Annotated in this window: 28 protein-coding genes; 4 read left to right on the forward strand and 24 right to left on the reverse strand. The window is 37.6% G+C overall.

Annotation, left to right across the window (positions count from 1 at the left end):
* Nucleotides 1–82: 82 nt before the first annotated feature.
* From MKX39_RS21135 to MKX39_RS21150, 4 genes are read right to left on the reverse strand one after another with little or no spacing between them, the layout of a single operon-like run.
* On the reverse strand, nucleotides 83–448 hold the full coding sequence (locus tag MKX39_RS21135) for a hypothetical protein (RefSeq protein WP_340771835.1): 366 nt from the start codon (nucleotides 446–448) through the stop codon (nucleotides 83–85).
* Entirely contained in the window at nucleotides 441–671 is a 231-nt protein-coding gene (locus MKX39_RS21140) for a hypothetical protein (protein WP_340771837.1), read from the reverse strand. Before MKX39_RS21140 ends, MKX39_RS21135 begins: the two co-directional genes overlap by 8 nt.
* On the reverse strand, nucleotides 649–1,071 hold the full coding sequence (locus MKX39_RS21145) for a hypothetical protein (protein WP_340771840.1): 423 nt from the start codon (nucleotides 1,069–1,071) through the stop codon (nucleotides 649–651). Before MKX39_RS21145 ends, MKX39_RS21140 begins: the two co-directional genes overlap by 23 nt.
* Nucleotides 1,072–1,118: 47 nt before the next feature.
* The gene (locus tag MKX39_RS21150; protein ID WP_340771842.1) at nucleotides 1,119–1,721 is read right to left on the reverse strand and encodes a 5' nucleotidase, NT5C type; all 603 of its coding nucleotides are present in this window, start codon (nucleotides 1,719–1,721) and stop codon (nucleotides 1,119–1,121) included.
* A 292-nt stretch (nucleotides 1,722–2,013) separates the two neighbouring features.
* Between MKX39_RS21150 and MKX39_RS21155 the strand changes: the two genes are divergently transcribed.
* Nucleotides 2,014–2,508: a hypothetical protein gene (locus MKX39_RS21155; protein WP_340771844.1), complete on the forward strand. Its 495-nt coding sequence runs from the start codon at nucleotides 2,014–2,016 to the stop codon at nucleotides 2,506–2,508.
* Nucleotides 2,509–2,621: 113 nt separating this feature from the next.
* Here the strand turns inward: MKX39_RS21155 and MKX39_RS21160 are convergent, their stop codons facing one another.
* The 7 genes from MKX39_RS21160 to MKX39_RS21190 all read right to left on the reverse strand — a co-directional run bounded on the left by MKX39_RS21160 (nucleotide 2,622) and on the right by MKX39_RS21190 (nucleotide 7,310).
* A complete protein-coding gene (locus tag MKX39_RS21160) occupies nucleotides 2,622–2,912 on the reverse strand; it encodes a DUF5983 family protein (RefSeq protein ID WP_340765218.1) in 291 nt (96 codons plus the stop codon).
* 253 nt (nucleotides 2,913–3,165) lie between these two features.
* The gene (locus MKX39_RS21165; protein WP_340765219.1) at nucleotides 3,166–3,504 is read right to left on the reverse strand and encodes a hypothetical protein; all 339 of its coding nucleotides are present in this window, start codon (nucleotides 3,502–3,504) and stop codon (nucleotides 3,166–3,168) included.
* A gap of 249 nt (nucleotides 3,505–3,753) precedes the next feature.
* Nucleotides 3,754–4,035 (reverse strand): hypothetical protein, encoded by a 282-nt coding sequence (locus MKX39_RS21170; RefSeq protein WP_340765226.1) that lies wholly within the window; start codon nucleotides 4,033–4,035, stop codon nucleotides 3,754–3,756.
* Between the two features lie 182 nt (nucleotides 4,036–4,217).
* Entirely contained in the window at nucleotides 4,218–4,415 is a 198-nt protein-coding gene (locus MKX39_RS21175) for a hypothetical protein (protein ID WP_340765227.1), read from the reverse strand.
* A 21-nt stretch (nucleotides 4,416–4,436) separates the two neighbouring features.
* Nucleotides 4,437–4,784, reverse strand: coding sequence for a DUF2493 domain-containing protein (locus tag MKX39_RS21180; protein WP_340765229.1), 348 nt, complete (start codon nucleotides 4,782–4,784; stop codon nucleotides 4,437–4,439).
* Nucleotides 4,785–4,819: 35 nt separating this feature from the next.
* Entirely contained in the window at nucleotides 4,820–5,548 is a 729-nt protein-coding gene (locus tag MKX39_RS21185; RefSeq protein ID WP_340765231.1) for a hypothetical protein, read from the reverse strand.
* A 112-nt stretch (nucleotides 5,549–5,660) separates the two neighbouring features.
* Nucleotides 5,661–7,310 (reverse strand): PcfJ domain-containing protein, encoded by a 1,650-nt coding sequence (locus tag MKX39_RS21190; RefSeq protein ID WP_340771847.1) that lies wholly within the window; start codon nucleotides 7,308–7,310, stop codon nucleotides 5,661–5,663.
* Nucleotides 7,311–7,947: 637 nt separating this feature from the next.
* Between MKX39_RS21190 and MKX39_RS21195 the strand changes: the two genes are divergently transcribed.
* Nucleotides 7,948–9,051, forward strand: a complete 1,104-nt coding sequence (locus tag MKX39_RS21195) for a hypothetical protein (RefSeq protein WP_340765234.1) — start codon at nucleotides 7,948–7,950, stop codon at nucleotides 9,049–9,051.
* A 39-nt stretch (nucleotides 9,052–9,090) separates the two neighbouring features.
* Complete coding sequence (locus MKX39_RS21200) at nucleotides 9,091–9,591, forward strand: hypothetical protein (protein WP_340771849.1); 501 nt, start codon at nucleotides 9,091–9,093, stop codon at nucleotides 9,589–9,591.
* A gap of 171 nt (nucleotides 9,592–9,762) precedes the next feature.
* On the opposite strand, the gene MKX39_RS21205 is transcribed toward MKX39_RS21200, so the two are convergent.
* The 5 genes from MKX39_RS21205 to MKX39_RS21225 all read right to left on the reverse strand — a co-directional run bounded on the left by MKX39_RS21205 (nucleotide 9,763) and on the right by MKX39_RS21225 (nucleotide 12,852).
* Entirely contained in the window at nucleotides 9,763–10,107 is a 345-nt protein-coding gene (locus MKX39_RS21205) for a hypothetical protein (protein ID WP_340771851.1), read from the reverse strand.
* Between the two features lie 97 nt (nucleotides 10,108–10,204).
* A complete protein-coding gene (locus MKX39_RS21210) occupies nucleotides 10,205–10,894 on the reverse strand; it encodes a hypothetical protein (RefSeq protein ID WP_340771853.1) in 690 nt (229 codons plus the stop codon).
* Between the two features lie 4 nt (nucleotides 10,895–10,898).
* Nucleotides 10,899–11,435: a signal peptidase I gene (gene lepB / locus MKX39_RS21215; RefSeq protein ID WP_340765240.1), complete on the reverse strand. Its 537-nt coding sequence runs from the start codon at nucleotides 11,433–11,435 to the stop codon at nucleotides 10,899–10,901.
* Nucleotides 11,435–12,166: a hypothetical protein gene (locus MKX39_RS21220; protein WP_340765242.1), complete on the reverse strand. Its 732-nt coding sequence runs from the start codon at nucleotides 12,164–12,166 to the stop codon at nucleotides 11,435–11,437. The genes lepB (MKX39_RS21215) and MKX39_RS21220 overlap by 1 nt, the downstream gene beginning before the upstream one ends.
* A gap of 92 nt (nucleotides 12,167–12,258) precedes the next feature.
* Nucleotides 12,259–12,852, reverse strand: coding sequence for a YfbR-like 5'-deoxynucleotidase (locus MKX39_RS21225; protein WP_340765243.1), 594 nt, complete (start codon nucleotides 12,850–12,852; stop codon nucleotides 12,259–12,261).
* A gap of 268 nt (nucleotides 12,853–13,120) precedes the next feature.
* Between MKX39_RS21225 and MKX39_RS21230 the strand changes: the two genes are divergently transcribed.
* Nucleotides 13,121–13,477, forward strand: coding sequence for a hypothetical protein (locus tag MKX39_RS21230; protein ID WP_340771856.1), 357 nt, complete (start codon nucleotides 13,121–13,123; stop codon nucleotides 13,475–13,477).
* Nucleotides 13,478–13,517: 40 nt separating this feature from the next.
* On the opposite strand, the gene MKX39_RS21235 is transcribed toward MKX39_RS21230, so the two are convergent.
* The 8 genes from MKX39_RS21235 to MKX39_RS21270 all read right to left on the reverse strand — a co-directional run bounded on the left by MKX39_RS21235 (nucleotide 13,518) and on the right by MKX39_RS21270 (nucleotide 20,485).
* On the reverse strand, nucleotides 13,518–14,282 hold the full coding sequence (locus tag MKX39_RS21235; RefSeq protein WP_340765248.1) for a hypothetical protein: 765 nt from the start codon (nucleotides 14,280–14,282) through the stop codon (nucleotides 13,518–13,520).
* A gap of 35 nt (nucleotides 14,283–14,317) precedes the next feature.
* A complete protein-coding gene (locus tag MKX39_RS21240) occupies nucleotides 14,318–14,794 on the reverse strand; it encodes a hypothetical protein (RefSeq protein ID WP_340765249.1) in 477 nt (158 codons plus the stop codon).
* Nucleotides 14,795–14,962: 168 nt separating this feature from the next.
* The gene (topB, locus tag MKX39_RS21245; protein WP_340771859.1) at nucleotides 14,963–17,119 is read right to left on the reverse strand and encodes a type IA DNA topoisomerase; all 2,157 of its coding nucleotides are present in this window, start codon (nucleotides 17,117–17,119) and stop codon (nucleotides 14,963–14,965) included.
* Between the two features lie 106 nt (nucleotides 17,120–17,225).
* Nucleotides 17,226–17,750, reverse strand: a complete 525-nt coding sequence (gene lepB, locus MKX39_RS21250) for a signal peptidase I (RefSeq protein WP_340765253.1) — start codon at nucleotides 17,748–17,750, stop codon at nucleotides 17,226–17,228.
* A gap of 181 nt (nucleotides 17,751–17,931) precedes the next feature.
* Nucleotides 17,932–19,512, reverse strand: a complete 1,581-nt coding sequence (locus tag MKX39_RS21255) for a DNA cytosine methyltransferase (protein WP_340771862.1) — start codon at nucleotides 19,510–19,512, stop codon at nucleotides 17,932–17,934.
* A 254-nt stretch (nucleotides 19,513–19,766) separates the two neighbouring features.
* The gene (locus tag MKX39_RS21260) at nucleotides 19,767–19,916 is read right to left on the reverse strand and encodes a hypothetical protein (RefSeq protein ID WP_340771863.1); all 150 of its coding nucleotides are present in this window, start codon (nucleotides 19,914–19,916) and stop codon (nucleotides 19,767–19,769) included.
* 67 nt (nucleotides 19,917–19,983) lie between these two features.
* Nucleotides 19,984–20,226, reverse strand: coding sequence for a hypothetical protein (locus MKX39_RS21265; protein ID WP_340765259.1), 243 nt, complete (start codon nucleotides 20,224–20,226; stop codon nucleotides 19,984–19,986).
* A gap of 73 nt (nucleotides 20,227–20,299) precedes the next feature.
* Nucleotides 20,300–20,485, reverse strand: a complete 186-nt coding sequence (locus MKX39_RS21270) for a hypothetical protein (RefSeq protein ID WP_340765261.1) — start codon at nucleotides 20,483–20,485, stop codon at nucleotides 20,300–20,302.
* Nucleotides 20,486–20,518: the final 33 nt, after the last annotated feature.

Raw genomic sequence — 20,518 nt, forward strand, 5'->3', positions numbered from 1 at the left:
GTTAATAACACTTTATGGTATCCCTGTCGTGAGCTACTGAGCTATCAAAAAAACAGCATCCCTAGATAGGATACTGCTCTTTCTATATGCCTATGATTCGATTTCGTTGTAAATCAATAAGTAGATCATGATAGATTTCCCTAAGAATGTTCAAGGTTGTCCCAATAAATTCTGGACCAACTCTTTTGTCTAATGTTTGCACCAATACCAAACGGTTTTGCAGAAGAAGTGGTACTATCTCTTCGTTCACCAATAACGAATAAACCTCTCTAATTTGAGCTATGTCTTCCTGTTGAGCTTTCTGTACCAGTGAGCCTTTGCAGATCACTCGAGTATCGTACTTCTCTTTGGGAAGGTTCATCTTTTGACAGAGTTGATAGGTTTTGACTTGCACTTTTTCTATGGACTCCAATAAATGTTCTATTTGAATTATTAGTTCGTCACTCATCTCCATTCTCCTTGTTTATAATTTGGTGGATTACTTCATAATCTGATAGAGACCAGAATGCCCGAATGCCTCCGTTGCGATCAATAAAAAGTACACCTTGACTATCGGTATATACAGAGGTCGTTATTCCTAACGTTTCAAATATTTCCCCTTCATCTATCCAAAGACGAGAAGTTATCCTGCTTTTTATCATGTCGCCTTTATGAAGTAAATGTGGTTTCATTAGTTATCCCCTTTTGTGATTTCGAAAGATCGAAACCTGACAATATTATTGCCTTTGCCATTTCATCCGTGCAATCCTTGCAGATATTAGGAATCGCAGTATTCGTCCATATATCTTGTTTTCCACAAAAGTGACATGTATAGGGCGTCATTGCAGAACCACCCATTCCACTTCTTGAATATTGAATAGCTCTTGAAAGCTTTTCGATGTCATACGGAGATTGGTCCAGCTTAATGGCTTCCTCAAGCTTACATAAGATCGCTAAATGCTCTTGTCTATCAAGTGCCTGAACTTCTATCCACGAAAGTTCCTTACCGTATTTTTCACGAATGATTTCTGTATAGAACTTCATATTCTTACCTTTATTTTTTTCAATTTTTATTAACCAATGATTTTGCAAGTGTTATTCCTCCTGTTCATCTCTTAACTAAATTTATTGGACTATGTTTAGTTCCGAACAATACCTCCAAAACATTCTTGAATCAAAATATCATGAAGTACAAACCAGTTGTCCGCACGAAGTTGAGCATCAATCTTTTGGTTACAAGGTCTGCTCATTGCTACAACCTTTCTCCCAAGCTCTTGAAACTTCAAAATAGTAGACGGCTTATCGTCTATTAGTATGTCACCTTGAACGAGCCATTTTTTAGAAGTAACTACAAAATTTTCTTTTGGTATGAAGGGGAAATGTTCCTGCAACCATGCTCTTTTATCATCAGTTGGATTACTTCCCCTCCAGTCACTTTGTCCAAAGCTGCATCCTTGAGGTGAATCCGTCACTATAATTACCTCTGCTCCTAATTCAGTTAAATCTTTCAGGACATCCTTACACCCATCCGCAACTATCAGGTTGCGAAATAGCCCCGGATTACGAAGATAATCATAAATTTTCATCCCGCACTCAGGCTTTGTAAATAAAGAGGCGTCCCACTCTGTCAAATCGTTTTGAGTCAGACTATCGGAGTATTCCTCATTGTATAGCCGTATCCATTCTGCTGAAAAGTTTGCCATTACATCATCCATATCTAATAAAATAATCGGTTTTCTCATTATTCGTCTCCATTTCATTGATCCTATAGGATCTCCATTTTTATAATTCTTGTGTATTATATTCTTACCTTATCCTTTTCATAATTTGATAATGTTTGATGGTGCAGGAACTACATGTATTACTCTGAGAAACTCATTTTCGACTGAAAAGAAAATGCTTAATGATGCCGAATAAAAATCGTTGATGCTATTGGCTTTCTATATGCCTTTGAAAAGAAAGAGAAGAAAAACATGACTAATTCCTCCTTCCTTTTCGTATGATAGATTATCAAAGAAAGAGGAGATGTTTGATATGGAAATGAAACAACAAAATCTAGATATGGTACAAAGCTACTTGAAAAATGGGGAAACGATTATACTCGCCCCGTCAAACCCAAATATAGATGCAGCAATAGTCGGCTCTGTAATGGAATTACAACCAGAAAACCTCATGATGATGTCGTTGATTGCCAAAGGAATGGTAGAAGATGACATTCAAGAAGACATGAAAGTCTTTAATGCACTGCTTGAAACAGAGACTGACAAGCAACTTTACGGTTATATCGAGGATATGTCATCGGATAAATCAATAATGTCGGGCGGATACGGAGCTGAAATGCTTCAATTGTTCGCAGAAGCTTGTGAAGAGCGTAAAGTAAAGTATTTAATGATCTACGCTGCACCAAGTTCACTAAGCAACGAGCCTATTTCCGCTGAAGAACTGGAAGAGTGGTTAACTACCCAAGGGTTTGATGTGCTTATTCCGCGGAATGAAGTAATCGCTACCTTAATGATTCGCAAACTATAAAATATAGAGCCTAGCTTTTAGGCTCTTTTTCTTTGGAAATAAAAAAACAAGGGATAGAATCCCCTGTTACGAACTATTTTGCATTTTCATTATTTTATTTTTCAGGAGTTAGTTCACCAGTGATAAATAGGCAAATCCTTCGCTAATTCTGCGTCTCGATCTAAACATAACCATATACAATTGTGTCTAATTGCTACATCCATGACACTTTTCAAGTCTTCTGGTAAATCTTCTTTCAGTTCAACCTCATCTTCTTCAACACCCGTATAGATAAACCAACCGTATTCATTCTTTTGATAATGTATCAGCCCTTGAATAGCATTACTTTCAATGAGTTTAGCGGTCTCCTCTGAGATATGTGCTGTTGAAATGGTTAACATACTTGAGATTTCTAGTTTTTCCATGAATAATTTCCTCCTTAAATGCAGACGACTTGTCCGCTCCTATTATCTTGTTTCACCCTATCATACGCAATTACTTGTCATTTCATAATATCGATTTATTCATACAAGAAATATACTCAAACGACTACTTAGTCAATTTAAATTTACAATAAATGAAGATATTCGTTTAAGCAGAATAATGTTCAGAAGTGAACGGCACCCTCATTTGGAATATCTTTTTTTACTACACAGAAAAAAGAACCCAACTGGGCCCTTATTTGTTCTCTTTCTCTTTTATCTCATCTATATAAAATCCGTCGTATGTGACCAGCAGAATATATTTATTATCTTCTGCCCGGACTCTAAAGCGATGACGACTTTCTTGAACCACACGAATGTCGGGCCCTTTCTCCTCATACAGAACTTTAGCCTTTTCTTCCACGATTTGCTTGTTAATGGAGGTCAGGTGATTGGCATGAATACATACAACCAATAACGCAACGATTATTCCTCCTCGAGCAATATACGACGTTTTTCTTGTGCTCGTTAGGAGAAAAGTGGAGATCAGGCTGAGGATTAGTAGTCCCGTGAGGATCAAGTGTGTTTCCCCCATAGGCTTCACTCCTTTTTCTTAGCATATGCAATTGACACTTGTTTACTTCATTAAATTTGAACAACAAAAAAACGAGACATTGAACCTCGCTTTGTTAGGCAATGTTAGCCATTTTATGGAGAAGCATGCAGAACAGGCTGTGCAGTTCACACTCTTGAATCTGTGTTAGCTTACCCCCCTGTTCTTCAATAACTAACAGCGAATCAATTCTGAATTCGACTTCAACAGTGCTCATAATTCCTCCTGTTCTTATGCTGACATTCTGACGTATTCGTATGTTCTAGCAACACGCATGTCCCCTGCTTCAATAAGGAGACGATATTGCTTTCCCTTCCCTTTGACAAAACCAATGCACAGACCAGGGATTACTTCTTTTACCTCTTCCGTCAAATGTCGCGTCGGATCATTCTCTCCTGTAAAATTCACTTTTAGTTTTCCATCATGCCGTCCGCCCTCTTTTATCCCCTCAATCATCATTTCTTTTCCATTAAACCAAAGGGACTGGCCCTTTTTTCTCGACAAAACTAACATTTAAGTTCTCTCCTTTTTTGTTGATTGTATGTTTTCCAAACTCAACCTCTAAAATCGTCAATAGTTATTTGTTGGCAACCAACCAATCGACATGCTTATAGTGTTTTCACTCATCTTATGCACCATGGCCTATAAATATAAAAAAACTCTCCGAGAGGAGAGTCGTATGATTAAGCAAAGCCTTACCCGATAAAGTTTTCGAAGACTTTATCGATGACTTTTTTTGTAAGATTGCCAGCCCATTCTGCCAACTTGTCCCCAATAGAAAGTGACTCGCCGTTTAAATTTTCTGCACCACTTGCTATACCTGTACCATTAGCTATCAGGAATGCTGTGAACAATACTAGTAAAATAACCATACCCATTAATTTCTTTACCATAAATTATTCCGCCCTTCTTGTTTAGTACCGAACGACAAGTAATTTACGATCTAGCTCCTTCGCCAAATCGATCATATGCTTTGTCCCTTTTGAATATCCATCCCAAAAACAGATAACTGCATCCGCAGACTCGCCCATTTGTCGATTGCGTACAAATCCCGCTCGCTTTCCAAACAGCTTCCAATTAGCAGGGTAATCTTCTAAACCATACCCTCGTTCTTTCGCGTATTTCTCTCCAAGGGAATCTGCTCCCCTCGCTTTACCAGAAATAACAATCACTTCTTCCGCTCCTAGCACAAATTGATCCACTTCACGTTTTAAAAACTCATAATCTGAAAACTCTCTTCCTCCTGCAATTACTAATCTCATATTATTCATCCTCTTTCCTATTTAATTTCAATTTCCTAGTTGAATTGCGATGCTAACTCAAAATGTTGTTCAAAGACAATACCCAGATGTGCTTCTCCTGTCGTTTGAAAGGCGACATCATATGTGTCTACTTTAATGACTTCTACATTTTGACAAGCAGCAAGTAAAATGGCAACTTCTTCTGCCTCCTCCATGCTATCGGTTTGTAGGGAAATTATTTGCCCAGATTCAATAACCGATGAATGATAATTAGCCTCAGAAATACGCACGCTACATGGCACTAAATCATCGTACATTTCCATGTATGCGGTCAGGTAATCGCCTTCATACTTCTCTTCTGCAATTGCGAAAATACTAAAGGGAAGTACATCCACTGGTTCTTCTGCCCAATCATGTAAGCAAATCAACTGTATGTCAGAAGCATCTACTTGGAATTCTTGAAGTATCCAATGTTCTCCAGTAAAGTCAGCATCCCTAACATAGTCTAGTTCATAGATTTGTTCGTTTGTCATGATATTCTCTGAAGATATTCCTAACTTTTCCGTGTCGATCGTAAATAACAAGTAGTACCCACGCCTGCTGTAATTCATTTCGTCTAGTCTAGAACCACCGTTTGGAATTGCGGATAGACACCCTTCTACCGAATTAGATACACATATACGAGGAATCTTATCGTTTTCTGCATCTTTGTGTCGATTTTTTGGTATAGCGGGTTGAAACAAACCGGTATGCAACAGTTCCGTGGAAATATGATAAAACCTCATAATAGACGCTCCTTTTCAAAGCAGGATAGTTCTGCTCCTTTATTGTTTTAACAAACTATCTTATGGGATTATCAGTGACTCTATGCCAAAAAAAAGAACCCGTAATAGGGTTCTAGAAAGGCAATTCAAATTCTCCTACCTCTATTATTGGAGCATTATGGTAAACCCTATGTGCAAATGGATTCTCCTCGATCAATTCCGATTCCACTGTTACTAATTCTTTTTCCACATCTATTTCGCATAAATCATTAGTGAATACCTTAGGACTTACTTGTTTCATCCAAGCTTGAAAATCCTCTGTAGCAATATCATTCTTGAATAATCGTTGATTTCTCGACTTCTTGACCTGTCTGAGTTCGTTTCCTTGTAGCTCTATGCAAAGTACTGGTTCTTCATCCTTAAAGCCAATAACGATAGCTAGAGACTTTTCTAAAGCCATTCGGTCATAGCTTCCTACACAAATGTGCATTGCTTTTCCCACGTGAAGTAATTCATGAGTGTCTATGGCTGGGCGGAATTGAATCGTTTGACCACTGTAAGACAACTGATTGATTTCCTCTTTGCGATAAGGAATGATTTTGTTTGCTCTGTTTATCATGTTTCTTGCTTGCGATAATCCGTCATGTACACTCTTTAGATTGCCTGTTATGACATCAAAAAATTCTTTTTTAAATCGGGTTAAATCAGATGGTTCAAGAGAATCCATCTCTTTCAGTAAGTCTGCATACATCCTTATAGAATCTTGGAAATGGAAATCTACATGCATATCTTGGACCATCGCTCTTTCAAATCGTTCAACATCTCCATAAAAATGCCCTATGAACTTCTTAAGTAGCCTTTTTCTAATATACGAGACTTCTATTATAGCCCTAGGGTCTTCATCATGAAGTTGATAATTCGAATTAGTTTTATTCACTTTTCTTTCAATTAGCGTATGAATATGGTCTTTATTTTTCATGACTTGAACAATAGACAGAACTTCTCCAATTGTATAATTCGGGAGCTTTCTAAGCATCTTAATGGAACGTTTGGTCAGAGCTGGACAAATTGCTTTGAACGCCTCTGTACCCCCCGCTGCTTGGCGTACTAATTTGTTTTTCTTTGGTTCTTTACTAAACAACGGAATTGCTTTTCCCATATGATGAAGGTGGGGATAAGCATTTAGTAGCGTAAGCATTCCAATCTTTTCTTCGCTATTCTTTCCTTGCGAGTCTACATTCCACTCAGCTAATATCTTATCTGGAATTCTACTGGATAATCTTTCAATAAATTCATCCACCTTTTTTGCATAAGCAGGAGTTTTGAGAGCTGCATAAAAAGCCTCTCTTACATCTCTTCCAGTAACACCATAACGTGAAACATCCTGGACTGTTCGCTGCGGAAACTTAATTTTATAGGTCCGTCCGGTTTCTTTGGACAAACTGAGCGTAAAGGAGTTTCTGTATGCCTGAAGCTTAACATTTTTAAACGTTCTTATATCATCCTCCCCATAATCATTTTCGAAGAGCATTCTATAGTTTTGTCCGCTTATGGATAGCTTGATTCGTTTGTCATCCTCCAAGACTGTGACTGAAAAAACATGAAACCTTTCTCCGTCGTAAAAGCCTTTATTATCACAAACACAAACGTAATGAGAAGGCTCCTCATTACTGGAATCAGTGTGCCCACATGGACAAGCAAAGAAATAAGCTAACTCTCTTCTTGACATTCCTTTTTCATTTCTAATATTGCGATAAAATCTTTTATACACACCATTCTTCATACAACAAACATCTCCTTTTTAAATGAGGACAATTCCTCTCCATGTTTTTAAGTTCTGTTTATTGTATGCGGAAGAAATATTTTGATAATGACAAGAGAAAGAGATAAAAAATAGAGAATCATGTCGAATAATGTAGAAACATAAATCCTCTTGGGTACAATTACCGTATTAATTAATGAAATATTCTCATAAATACACCAGAAAAATATCCTTTTATGCATATGCTAATGACATTTAGACAAATACATAGTATATTCGACATAAGAACAGTATTACCAATAGACCCAAACCACAAATAATGTCTCCCCTCCTTGTTTCCTACAGACAACAGAAATAAGCAATTGTTGACAAACAGTGTAATTTGACGTATAATTAGAGACATATAAGAAGCTGTATAAACATAGCAACAATTTCTTTGCAAAGCTATATCCCTCTGTTGTTCTCATATTTATTATTTAATTATCCTGCTTTTGCCATTGGAAAATAATATTTACTCACCTTCTTCTGAGGGTTGCTTGATTTTTCAAAATACAATTAAATGACTATAAATTTTAGATAGAGATATACATATTCGAAGAACCAACAATGTTAATAAGTGGTCTTCGTGATTAAAGAACTTTAGGAGGGGGAATAAAGCTTGGAAAATATAAATGAGCTACTGCTTCATTCGAAAACGAAAGAAGAAATAATTGGTTTAAAGCAGCACATTTTAGGTGTTGAAAATAATCACAGCAAACTTACGAACGAAGATAGATTGTTAAATAAGGTTCGATTAATGCGGGCACATATCTTACTTTGGGAAATCGATGAAGCAGAAGTGATTTCTGCTGAATTACGTGAAAGAACACATGAAATGACTGTTGAGATAATTTACTTTTATCACAAATACAACGGAAACATAGCTTACGCTAGAAAGCATTTCGAGCTTTCTCTCCTGTTGTACCTTCAAGCTTATGAAGTTATTCCTGAAACTACAAGAAACTCCTTGCAAGGATTAGAAATTGCAGATTTGCATTATTCTATCTGTCTAGCTGCTCAATGGACTTCCCATTTAGATTTAGTGGAAGAGCACAGCCCTATCGCACTGGAAATCTATGAAAACAATGATAATTTGAAAAGAGTGTCTGAACTCTATACAAACATGTCGATTGTAGAATCTAAATTAATGAATTTTCAACGTTCTCTTAAATGTCTAGAGAAAGCTTTGTACTATGCCCGTTCTACAAATTGTTGGAAAGTTCGTTTCCCAGCTTTATACAACTACGCTTTAGCATGTATGAAGTTTAAAAATTACGATAAATGTATCCAAAATTGCGAAATCGGCATTCAAGCGATGCCAGAATCCATGAAGTTTGAGCGATTCGTACTTTTTCTTATGCAAGCAAAAGCTTTTAGGGATCAAAAAAATCTGAGTGCCGCAAATGAAACAATATTAAAAGCTGGCTATGTATTAGAATCCATGGAAGAACATGAGAAACCGATGTTGCATTTTGAAGATTTCTTGATGGAATATAAAGTGGCGAAACTCCATATACTAGGTTACACCGAAGAATATGTGAAGTTTATGAAAGCCGAGTTCTTACCAAGAATAGAAAAGATAGGAAATGACTACGATATACGGTATTATTATAAACAGCTAAATGAATTTTTTATCGAGAGAAATGATATCGAGGGCATCATGAGTATTCTACTCAAGGTGAACGAATTGCTCTTGCGAAGTGATTCTAATGTAGCGACATGATTCTTTCGGAGTATCATGACAATAACAGGAGGAAAAAAAATGAGAAACATGAAGAAAAAGTTGCTGTGTGCAGCAATGGCTCTAAGTATAGGAGTTGTTGGCTTTACTTCTTCTACAGGAACTGGTTTAGCCCAGTCTGGAGAACAATCAAGTACTGTAGCAGGACCAATAACACCTCAACCATGGAACGTTAAAACTATCGGTGAGGCAACATCAAAAGCCATACCACCTGCACCTTGGAGCATTAAACCAAGTGGTGATCAAGTAGCTAAGCACATCCCACCTGCACCTTGGAGCATTAAACCAAGCGGTGAACAAGTAGCTAAGCACATCCCACCTGCACCTTGGAGCATTAAACCAAGCAGTGATCAAGTGGCAATGGATATTCCGCCATCACCTTGGAGCATTAAACCAAGCAGTGATCAAGTGGCAATGGATATTCCACCATCACCTTGGAGCATTAAACCAAGCAGTGATCAAGTGGCAATGGATATTCCACCATCACCTTGGAGCATTCAGCCAAAAAACACTACAGTTTAAATGGTTAATACAAAAAGAGCTCAGTTCTAATTTGGGCTCTTTTTGTGTACTTTATATTAATCTTATTAAGATTCTTGTAGATTATAATTTATAAGTCGATATTCTTTTTTTTAATCAGAAATCAGAATATGTCATAAAAAAAAGCACTGCAAAGCAGTACTGTATTTCTAGTCATCTCACAGGGTAAGCATATTCAAAAGGAATTTGAATTTCCTCATTATTCGCCTCTATGATATAAGAAGTATTTGTTTGACTTATCACCTCATTGATTTCTCCGGAACGAAGCATGCCATTTTTCACTATCATATCTTTTGTAACAACCAGTGTTCTCACTTTGTTCAACTCTGAATGACGAGTAATGTCTTCATTCACGTTGACGCTCTGCGGAACGACATTCTCTTCTGAAAAATAAACAAGCTCTGCTGCCTTTATTCGAGCTTTTCTTACATCTTCACCCTTTACTGTTACAACCTTTTTTACCTGATAAGAAACTTCAATTTGGTATTCATTTTCCATTTCATGTTCCTCCCTGATGCTTATCTGTCTCAAATAAATATATTTCATTATATGCAAATATGATACGTCCAAATAAAAAGACACCCCGAAGGATGTCTTATGCTTGCATTTTTGTTGCATAGAAAAGATTTGCTTCTTCAACAGATTGCGTGATACTATCGCTAACCTCTGAGTAATCCACCATATGTTCAAGCTTCTCGATTCCTATTTCAAAGGTTAAATCAATTGCATAACGATCTCCTTCAGACTCATAGTACACCATCGAGTAATCCATACGAATCATCCTATTTTCCATCTTGTGTTTGTTGCAGTAGTCCCCTATTATTTTGGGTAACCTTAATACCGCAAATTTCTCGACAATACCTTTTCTTTTCATGAGATTCATTATATCTTTTTCCTCTACTTGGAAGTAGTTTTTGGCAAATGTTGCATCCATATAAAACTTCTTATGGACCACGATCTGCTCTTTTGTCAGCATGGATTTAGATGTTAACCCAAGTGTATTTGCCAAGCTTCGCATCAAGTCCTTGCGTATTACCTCAAATTCTTCGAACATCTCTTCGTCACTCTTCGCATAGGTTGCTTGCGTCAGAAGATACCGATTAAAGTCTTCCATTGGAATGGTTTTATCTTGCATGTAGGTGAAGGCATCTATTGTAACGATCTTCTGTTCCTTCATTTGTGCAATCGTTGTGATAAGTGCATCTCGAACTATCTGCGGGTATTCTTTCATTAGCTCTGTTTTATAATCTATGAGCGTCATCCCGGTTTTATTCAATCTATTCATCCGTTCATTCCTCCCCTAATCTTTTATTGTTATAATTAGTATCATTTTGAATGGTCTCTAGTGGCCACAAGCGAACAAGCGTCTTTCCGATAACGTTTTCCACTTTTACTGTACCAAGGTTGCGACTGTCCAAGCTGTTATTTCTATTGTCTCCCATCACAAACATTTCACCATCTGGCACTGTCAATGACACAGCACCCATAAAATCCTTGTCTTGTATATAAGGCTCGACCAAATCTTGGCCATTAATAGTTACTTTTGAATCTGAAATTGTTATAACATCTCCACTTGTTGCTATTACTCGTTTTACCATGATAGGAGCAGTTTCAATTCCAGAACGAAAAACAACAATATCCCCCTTCTGAATTTCCGTCAATCGGTTTAGCAACATGTAATCACCATCATCCAGCGTGGGATACATGGATGTCCCTGATACGACAGTGGGCTTCATTGAAACGTTGAATGCTGCACCTAAAACAAAGGCAATGATCATCAGCAGAATAAATCGTAAGTTCTTTCTTTTGGGCACTCTTTGTTCCATCACTTCATCCTCCTGATTGATTGTCGTATTTTTTCTCTCATCTCAACGAACAGCTCTGCGGAGATAGGAATACGTACTTGATAAGAGGACTGGACAATATAGAAGTCTCCATTCTCATGCATCACCTTTGATTCTATCAGCTTAGTATTGGTGGAATAAGAGAATTGCTTTTTGATAATTTGTATGACATCTGGTGCGTGTGTATCCAGAATGCGATCTACGTCTCTCTCTTGAACAAATTGTGGATACTCTAAGGTATCTCTTACATCAATTTCCAGTATAATTTCATCGTTGGAATAAGGCGTAAAACCGAAGATGTAAGTTAGTCCCTTCGAAATGAATTTCAATTCGTCGGGTTCAATTGAAGCTGTGAGTCTCGTGGTGGCCCCGACTCCGTTAAAATCGGACAAGAAGGATGCGTCATGAACTCCATTTTTCAACTTTTCTAAATCTGCACGCAGTTTGATCCGAGCTTCTTCATTTTGATAAATACGTTCATGCTGGTTTTTTAACACTTGTAGTGCATCGGAAAGTACTTTAGGTAACGAAATAATCAGGATATGGAGCATTTGGTCTTTTTCTATTTCCTGAATATCTCCACCTTCAGTCACCATGATTAACGATTCGTCGCCTACCGCAAGAACAATCCCTCGCACTAACCGTTTTGAAGGGTCGGGATGTTCGCACTTTATTTGTAATCTGTTATTCGGTTTTACCTCTGAAAACAGCATGTAATTCCTCTCTTTCTATTGTTTTTGTATAATATGTTAATAGCCGCTTTTTAATCGTCGTATCATGTCGAGCAATAACAAAAAGACATGCGTTAGCATGCCTTCTGAATCAAGCTTTCGTATTGAGTCCTAAACTCATCCAGTATATCTTGTACGCTTCCTAACTGGGAGTCTGCAATCTTGTCGTACGAACTCGTCACGACTCCACTGAAATATTCAGTGTTGCCTAGCTGGATTTCTTCAATAGCCTCAAACATTGTATCTATTACGTCAGCAACGGCAAGTATTTCCCCTTCAATAGAATCGTCTTTGGCCGTTAGCGTTAAGGAACGAAAATGCTCTTTCCATCCACTCGGCAAAAACTGCTGAGCGTATTCTTCCTCAAAGACTTGTCGTTCAAGACCTTCTACAGCACGCGTCATAGCTTTTGTACGTTTTTTGGTTAAAGAGAGTATATCACCTGTCAATATTTCTATCTCATCATGAGAAATTGCTTTTTCAAGCAGTTTTCCCATATCAATTTCCTTGCCGTATTTTTCTCGTTCTATTAGTGCTAGTCCTTGAGCAATTTTGGCTACCGACCATGAATGCTCTGCTACACTGCGTTGCTTAAATAAGAATAAGTTTTGATACCGTTTCAGGTTCATTAATCCTCTGCATTTCAATAAATATTGAATGACATTCATTTTCATTCCCCCTTAATTTCTCGTTCTTTATAGTATACACTATTTACATTTCGTTGTCTAATATGTCGTGAATTTTTAATGGAACAAATTAATGTAATTTAGACTAGCAAATCCATTTTTGTTAAGGTCTTTTATACCTATCTGTGCTACGATTAATATTATCAACATTTCACTTTTACGTACACAATTAAAAAAATGGTAGCTTTCTACCAACAGAAGGAAGGTAATTATAATAAAATACGGAAATATAAAATACGGGGAATTAAATATGCCAGTAAACAGCATTAAATACAAAGAAGGGACTTATAGCAACGAGTTAATAATTGAAACGAAACAATTTACCATGTCTATCATTATGTTCTGTGATATTTTTAACCCTAGCGATAATGTTGCCAAAGGCTATTCCACTTATGACATGGAGAAGAGTTTCAAATACATTCAATTTGAAATTAGAAGTGGTATTAACGTTGATTTAGACACTAAGTTTGCCAGTTGGGGAAAAGGCTCCAAAGGAAAACCAACTTCGGACCCCTTTAAAACTGGAGATTTAGAGGTAGAAATGAACTTTAAACCTCTAGACAAATTTGATCCTAACAAAGGCTTACCTTTACATTTGCGAACATGATAAAATGAGAATAAAAAATGACCTCTCCTCAGTGGAAAGGTCATACCCTGTTTTGTCTCCTACTCATTATCTCTACTGATCCTGGTTGTGCAGGGGGTGGAGCTGGTTTACGCCCGTCTCCACGCTGCTTAGTTGTTTGCGGAGTAACAAGTTCTCTCTCTTGTAAAGGTTGAGCCTGAACGTTCTGAGTCTGTCCTCTTCTTTCTGCTTGAATGTCATACCATTGTTCATACGAAAAGTTCTTGGCTTCCTCTGTTTTCATTCCGTGGCGAGCTTTGACATATTGCACGGTGTCATAGAACTCCCGCATCGTAATCATACGATCTCTATAGTGCATTGTATGCACGTAGACCCCCATGAAGACTGCAGCAATAAAAATTCCTCCTGGGTTAAAGTATCCATAAACAATATTGACATCCAACAATACTTCTTTCAATCTTTCCGGTCCTAAGAACAAGAAAATGGCTAGTGATACTGCTACATATAGTCCAAGGCGAAACTTAGCCCCTACATATAAGAACTGTTTAGTTTTAATGAGCTTTTCAACTGGTTTATAAAGCTTCCGATGATGAGCATTCCAACGGCCCAAATTTCCCATCTTCATAAAGATGGATTGGTACGCCATATATAACACAATAAAGGCAATGTCGAAACTCATGATGATGCCTGTGTATGACACCCCTCCAAGTCCGACTGCAAAGAGTCCAATCAAGTTTACTTGACCAACTAGTTTTGATACATCCCCCTCCATAGCATCGTGTGGAGGAGGGAAATAAGTTGAATGATTTTCTCTTTTTCTTTTCATGTAAATCCCTCCTGTTTAATTTTTATCCTTTTTGATTACTGGATTGCACCATTTGCAATCTCTTCCATTTCTTTCTGAGTGAACACATTTGACCAAATATCGCGTGTGTCTTCGATGGCTATATCAATTTCTTCTTTTGTTAAGCCTTCAAAATAGGTGGACCAGTCTTTTTTCAACTGTTTTTTCCACAAATCACCGCTTTTTTCGACAGCTTTCTCTTTGCTTGTCTCCATCACTCTTCTCAAGCTCTCAGAATCTATCACTCCCGTACTATCTCGTTTGGAAGTAAACGATGCCAAGGCTCCCTCTACCTTGTGACTAGCTTCGTCATTTAAGATTTCAGACAAATGGAGTTTTTCCATCGTTTCCTGTGGACCCCAAATGAATGCCACATTGAAGAGAATAACTGCTACTGCAATGCCAAGTGCCAACTTAATGGACAATTTGAGCAAAAATACCATTATCGATAGTATAACAAATACCACGATCAGTGTTAGGATTATTTCTGTCATTCCTGATAACCTCCCTTTCCATACATTCTATGCAATTAAGGATGTTTTGAGCTACTTTCCTTTTTACCTGTGACCTCGTCACTCCATTTAATTAACCAGTCCATTCTATGCAGAGAATCCTTCTTCGATTCAGCACACACAAAAAGACGCCCTTTCGGACGTCTCTCATTAACTAATTTTCTTTTCAGGAAACTCAAACTTAATAGAACCAGCTTCTAATTTGAGTATGGCATCGAACGGTTTTTTGGCTTTTGATGTCATTCCTTTAACAAGTCCCGTTTTCCCCTTTTCGCATAAGTCCTTAATATTCTTTTGCGTTAGCTTCTTTCCTAACATGACTGTCGGTAGGGTAAATTTACAGCCACCCTTATATTCCGTACAACCATAAAATGTCTTATGGGAAAACAGCTTTCCTTTTTTACATGCCGGGCATAAGGCGATTCCCTCTGCTCCACCTGATTTTCCAGCAGATGTTTTGCCAGTGCTTGTATTAGTGAAAGTAGCCCCTTGTATCTTCGTTGGAACCTCTTCAATCATTGTTTGAATAAACTTGCCGATGTTACCCAAGAACAAGTCTTTGGAGCCATTGCCATTTCCAATCTTTTTCAGATAGGTTTCCCATTTAGCTGTCATGGATGGACTAGAAAGTAACGTTCCTTCTATTGCTTCGCAAAGGACAATTCCCTTATCTGTTACGGAAACTATGTTTTTTTGCACAGCGATATACTCATGCTTCTTGATCGTCTCAATAATATTCGACCTCGTAGCTTCTGTCCCTAATCCTTCAACCTCTTTCATTATTTCGCCCTCTTCACTATCTTCGAGGTTTTTACCACATGTTTTCATCATGTTAATCAGTTCCCCTTCGGTATAGGGCTTAGGAGGAGAGGTCATGCCTTTACGAATACCTACTTTAGCATCAACTGACTCTCCTTTGACTAATATCGGCAGAGCTTGGTCTCCGTTTCCTTTCTTCTCTACAGGGAACAAAGCCTTCCACCCTTTACTAACTTCAGTGTTACCGGTCGTGTCGAACTGTAATCCTTTCACCTCTGTGATTATCTTTGTTTCCTCATATACATAATCTTCATGGAACATAGCGAGTGTAGTGTTCAGCACTTCAAAATAGATATTATTTTCTTCTGTACTTAATTTGGCAAGCTCGTTTGCTTTAGGCAACATCTTCGTCGGAATAATAGCATAATGCTCCGATACTTTTGCTCCGTCTACATACCGTTTATTAGGCTTAGTAGAAACAGGCGTGAATCTAGCGTCAGCAATATCCATATATCCCTTAAGATTTTTCACAAGATACGCAAATTCATTTTCTGTGATGAACTGCGTGTCTGTTCGCGGATATGATAGCAACTTTTTCTCATATAAATTCTGCACTGTTAATAATACACTCGCAGGACTATACTTCCATCGCTTGTTGGCCACCGCTTGCAAAGTAGATAAGGCATGGAGCTTTGGCGATTTTACTCGTTTTTCTTTTTTAGTAACAGAGTGAACAGAACCATCTTCTTCTCCTGTAATACCATGCTTATTCATCAGCGATTCTACTTCTTTCTTATCCTCGCTTTTAATCTTCGCTTTCCCTTTGTATTCGCCATTCTTTGCTTTGAACTGTCCTTCAAGTTCATAGAATGGTTTTGCTACAAAATTAGCAATCTCTTTTTGTCTCTCATATATCAGATAAATAGTCGGACTTTGGACACGTCCGATTGGTAAGACGCCGTCAAAACCTTTCTGTTTCATTAGAATGGTGTAAAGACGCGAGAAATTCATGCCGACTAACCAATCACTAATTTGACGAGCTTTTGCTTCATCGTATAGCATCAAATCCTTCTTGTTGTCATGAAGATTATTAAATCCTTTACGAACTTCATCAGCTTCGAGGGAGTTTATCCATAAACGCTTAACCGGCTTATTCTTTACGCCTGTCATCTGTAAGATACTGTAGAAAATATTCGACCCTTCTCTATCAATATCTGCCGCATTTATAAGTGTCTCAATAGACGGATCATTAAATAAACGTTTAATATACTCAAACTGAGCTACTTTTCCTTTTGCCACTTTATGCTTGTATTTTGCAGGCAATATAGGCAATGTGTCCATTCTCCATGTTTTCCATTTTGGGTCATATTCTTCCGGTTGTTGAAGCTCAACTAAATGTCCAATTCCCCATGTAATAATAGCCCCATCAGGGAATGTTGAACATTTTTCCAACTCTATCATGACTGTATCTCGATGCTTCAAAGTAAAGGCCTCAGCGTACGCTTTTGCTTGGCTTGGCTTTTCAGCTAAAATTGCTACCTTACCCATATATATCCACCCCTCTGTTTGTTTGCGACTTTTGTAACTAGTAGTCAGTCTCCCACAAAAAAAGAACGGTTCCAAATTGGTTCCGTCCATATGTTTCGTGAAAGGTTCACTCTTGCGGTATCTCTCTATCTTCGATATTGCCAAAAGGCATGAGCTTCCAGAAAGCTTTTCCCATTATGTTTTCCACTTTTACTGGCCCATAAATTCTTGAGTCAATCGAGTTACCGTGATTATCGCCTATCACATAGTATTCATTTTTCTGTAGTTTTATTTCGCTTAATGGGTTTGACAAGTCTTCCTGTATGGAAACCCCTGTATAATCAATCCCATTTATCCAGATACTAATACCATCTGTCTCTATGACATCTCCAGGAGCAGCAGCTATGCGTTTGACCATTTGTTCACCGTTTACTTGGAAACGAATAACCTCTCCAATCTCGTAGGAATCCGTTTTTTTCTGATATAGTACTAAATCTCCCACATTTAAAGTAGGTTCCATCGAAGCAGACGGAACTCTTCCCATGCCAATGAAGAGATGAAGGATCAAGAAGACAACAATTATCCTTGGTATCCAAATCCACCCACTATAATGTTTACTCCAGTGAAATCGACTTTTTTCTTTACCCTTCATACACTTCACCCCTTTTCGTTACTATAATTATAGCACTTCGGCATTATTTTGTCAAATATAATTTACAGAACTGATTCAAAACTGATTCAAAACTCGAATATAATCGCCAAAATAATTAACTTCTCTTCGTACTCAATCAAATCTTTTCCAACAAAAAAAGAGGGGGGAATCCCCTCCTCTTTTAGATCAGACTGAAACTTTCAGTTTTGTTCCGTATGTTAAATTGCTGTATAGCTTTCTTCACTTCCATTGCAATAGCCTTTCCTAATTGCACAGGAACAGAATTTGCAATCTGCTGCTGCATTGAGGCTAAGGTTCCTTTAAATTCAAAGCTATCTGATAGTCCAAAGAGTCTTGCACATTCCCGAACGGATAAAATTCTATTTTCTTCTGGGTGCGTAATATTGGACTTCCTTGGATTTGCAATAGTAATAGCAGGCTCATCCCATGCTAGACGTCGATAAACAGAACTATGTGTCTTGTCTGACTTCATCTTCCCTGTCTTTAATTCGTCTGGAATATCCCTCCAATTTCCGCCTTGAGGTACATGCTTCATACGAGCGATGGTATCTGCTTTTCCTTTACTATAATCTCCTTGATTCAGAAGGTCGGTTGTGATCCCTTCAAATGCTTCTCGAACTGTAATATAGTTGTCCTTTGTGTACAAAGGTTTCGGCAAGTCTATCTTGCCAATTTTAGAACCGATAAAGAATGCTCTTTTTCTATCCTGAGCTGCTCCAAATTCAGCGGCTGAAAGAACACCAGAAGTGATTTCGAACTCTGACAAAGCTTCATATATCTCTTCTTTAAATCTCCCATCTCCTGCTGTGAGGATACGAGGAACATTCTCTAAGACAAACACCTGACAATTTTTGTTGGCTTTGATGGAATCAATATAATGGCGAACCAGCATATTGTTAGGATTGTCTAAAAAATTCGTTTTTCTATTTGCAGCAGAAAATCCTTGGCAAGGACTACCGCCAATAACAACTGGAGAACCTATTTGATTAAAGCGACTTTTGTCAAACTCTGTAATGTCTCCTGTATGAATATGATCACCAATGTTATGACGATAAGTTTCAGCGGCTGATTCGTTCAATTCTAATGCGAACGCTACATCAAAACCTGCCTCTTGAAACCCTACATCCAATATCCCTGCTCCACTGAACAAACTTATCAGTTGTAGTGGTATTTTTAAATCTTTTAGGGACTGCCTTGTATTCTGAACGGAAGAGCTAGAAAATGCACCACCATCTGCATAGTCAAAGATGGATAGCTGTTCAAATGAACCTACAGCTCCGACTACTTGGTCTAGTTCTTGCTTGGACATTCTGACTTCGACTAATTTTTTAACGCGAAGGATATCTTGAATATCGATAATCTTCGAGGCAGAAGAGAATAACTTCTTAGCTTTCTTCTTAACCGTCGAAACTAGCGAGTCTTTAATCGAATCATCTTGCACATAGCCACTAACCACGATTTCGTCATCATTGATCTCTACTTGTAAGAACTCTGCACCGTCAAATACCGCTAGTGCTTCTTTACTGCGAATATCAATGACTGGTTTAACTCCATCATTCATAATCCTTTTAGATACAACATTCTTACCATCTTCTGATGGAACAATAACCACCTTTTTCGCTTGCACGTCGATGATATATTTATAAGAAGTTCCAGGTTGGAAGGAAGTATTTCTCAATTGTTTGTCCTGTAGGTAGATACCACGTTTTGAATTCTTAGCTTTTCTCGATTTGATGAACATTAAGTCATCTCTCCTTTTAATATGCAGTTGAACTGCTCCAATTTTGATGGTTCTATACATTCTATGCAGTTCGGCTGAACTTACAAAAAGAGATTTCTGGACAAAAAAAGAGAGTCGCTAATAGCTGCAACTCTCTCTTCTTTTCTATTTATCGCTTGTTACTCGATTTGCCAGTAACTATGCAAGGTTACTCAATTTTCCAGTAACCTCTTAGTCAATGTGTCTAGTGCGACGCTTTATGGTCGAAAGACGACTTAAATATATTCGATTTCATCCCATTCTAAATTCAGTTTATTTGCTTCTTCTTTTGCTTTGAATATGGCTTGTAAACTAGTATTACCAGTAGTTTCAATAACAACAGGTCCTTTCATTTTGTTACCTTTAACTTTAAATTTAAAATTCAATTTCTAACACTCCTTACTTCGCATTTTGTTGTCTACTGCTACTTCGTATGGTCGAACTGTGCGATAGTCAACTTTCTTCCAAGACTTCATTTACTTCCTCAACAATATCATCTGCATCCATTGATTCACCGTACTCTTTTCCAATTATGTTTTCTGCATGGTATTTACAAGACTCTAATACATATCTTAATTTTGAGACCTTTTCATCTACTTCTTGAAGGGTCTCTAAGATAGTAACAATGTCGTCATCATCCATTCTCGTAGAAAACTCCCCACGTAACTTAGCCATTAAATCGTCTATTTGCTTCATAATAAATCTTCCTCTCTAATTCATAGTTTGTGATTACTGCTACTTCGTATGGTCGAACTGTGTGTTACGAAAGTTAATTAATATTGCCATATACACTTTCTAACACACTTTTTAACTCACTTATCAATTGTTCTTTCGTATGGAAAGTCTCCATTTTACCGCTTTCTAACTCCTGTACCATTTCAATGCACCATTTAACGTCATTTACCAATGTTAATCGTGTTGTTCTAAGTTCTGACATCGCAATCGATAGTCCCATTTTTATTGCTCCTTTACCTCGCTTTATGTGTGA

The sequence above is a fragment of the Psychrobacillus sp. FSL K6-1464 genome (assembly GCF_038003145.1).
GTDB lineage: Bacteria > Bacillota > Bacilli > Bacillales_A > Planococcaceae > Psychrobacillus > Psychrobacillus psychrotolerans.

Bases quoted from the DNA above. Each gene is read 5' to 3' on its own strand.
- MKX39_RS21255 (WP_340771862.1), bottom strand. From the start codon at position 19,512: ATGTTCATCAAATCGAGAAAAGCTAAGAATTCAAAACGTGGTATCTAC.
- topB (WP_340771859.1), bottom strand. From the start codon at position 17,119: ATGGGTAAGGTAGCAATTTTAGCTGAAAAGCCAAGCCAAGCAAAAGCG.
- MKX39_RS21265 (WP_340765259.1), bottom strand. From the start codon at position 20,226: ATGAAGCAAATAGACGATTTAATGGCTAAGTTACGTGGGGAGTTTTCT.
- lepB (WP_340765240.1), bottom strand. From the start codon at position 11,435: ATGGAACAAAGAGTGCCCAAAAGAAAGAACTTACGATTTATTCTGCTG.
- MKX39_RS21205 (WP_340771851.1), bottom strand. From the start codon at position 10,107: ATGGAAAATGAATACCAAATTGAAGTTTCTTATCAGGTAAAAAAGGTT.
- lepB (WP_340765253.1), bottom strand. From the start codon at position 17,750: ATGAAGGGTAAAGAAAAAAGTCGATTTCACTGGAGTAAACATTATAGT.
- MKX39_RS21170 (WP_340765226.1), bottom strand. From the start codon at position 4,035: ATGTTAGTTTTGTCGAGAAAAAAGGGCCAGTCCCTTTGGTTTAATGGA.
- MKX39_RS21220 (WP_340765242.1), bottom strand. From the start codon at position 12,166: ATGCTGTTTTCAGAGGTAAAACCGAATAACAGATTACAAATAAAGTGC.
- MKX39_RS21150 (WP_340771842.1), bottom strand. From the start codon at position 1,721: ATGAGAAAACCGATTATTTTATTAGATATGGATGATGTAATGGCAAAC.
- MKX39_RS21140 (WP_340771837.1), bottom strand. From the start codon at position 671: ATGAAACCACATTTACTTCATAAAGGCGACATGATAAAAAGCAGGATA.
- MKX39_RS21200 (WP_340771849.1), top strand. From the start codon at position 9,091: ATGAGAAACATGAAGAAAAAGTTGCTGTGTGCAGCAATGGCTCTAAGT.
- MKX39_RS21155 (WP_340771844.1), top strand. From the start codon at position 2,014: ATGGAAATGAAACAACAAAATCTAGATATGGTACAAAGCTACTTGAAA.
- MKX39_RS21160 (WP_340765218.1), bottom strand. From the start codon at position 2,912: ATGGAAAAACTAGAAATCTCAAGTATGTTAACCATTTCAACAGCACAT.
- MKX39_RS21165 (WP_340765219.1), bottom strand. From the start codon at position 3,504: ATGGGGGAAACACACTTGATCCTCACGGGACTACTAATCCTCAGCCTG.
- MKX39_RS21135 (WP_340771835.1), bottom strand. From the start codon at position 448: ATGAGTGACGAACTAATAATTCAAATAGAACATTTATTGGAGTCCATA.
- MKX39_RS21210 (WP_340771853.1), bottom strand. From the start codon at position 10,894: ATGAATAGATTGAATAAAACCGGGATGACGCTCATAGATTATAAAACA.
- MKX39_RS21175 (WP_340765227.1), bottom strand. From the start codon at position 4,415: ATGGTAAAGAAATTAATGGGTATGGTTATTTTACTAGTATTGTTCACA.
- MKX39_RS21235 (WP_340765248.1), bottom strand. From the start codon at position 14,282: ATGAAAAGAAAAAGAGAAAATCATTCAACTTATTTCCCTCCTCCACAC.
- MKX39_RS21270 (WP_340765261.1), bottom strand. From the start codon at position 20,485: ATGGGACTATCGATTGCGATGTCAGAACTTAGAACAACACGATTAACA.
- MKX39_RS21240 (WP_340765249.1), bottom strand. From the start codon at position 14,794: ATGACAGAAATAATCCTAACACTGATCGTGGTATTTGTTATACTATCG.
- MKX39_RS21230 (WP_340771856.1), top strand. From the start codon at position 13,121: ATGCCAGTAAACAGCATTAAATACAAAGAAGGGACTTATAGCAACGAG.
- MKX39_RS21225 (WP_340765243.1), bottom strand. From the start codon at position 12,852: ATGAATGTCATTCAATATTTATTGAAATGCAGAGGATTAATGAACCTG.
- MKX39_RS21180 (WP_340765229.1), bottom strand. From the start codon at position 4,784: ATGAGATTAGTAATTGCAGGAGGAAGAGAGTTTTCAGATTATGAGTTT.
- MKX39_RS21185 (WP_340765231.1), bottom strand. From the start codon at position 5,548: ATGAGGTTTTATCATATTTCCACGGAACTGTTGCATACCGGTTTGTTT.
- MKX39_RS21190 (WP_340771847.1), bottom strand. From the start codon at position 7,310: ATGAAGAATGGTGTGTATAAAAGATTTTATCGCAATATTAGAAATGAA.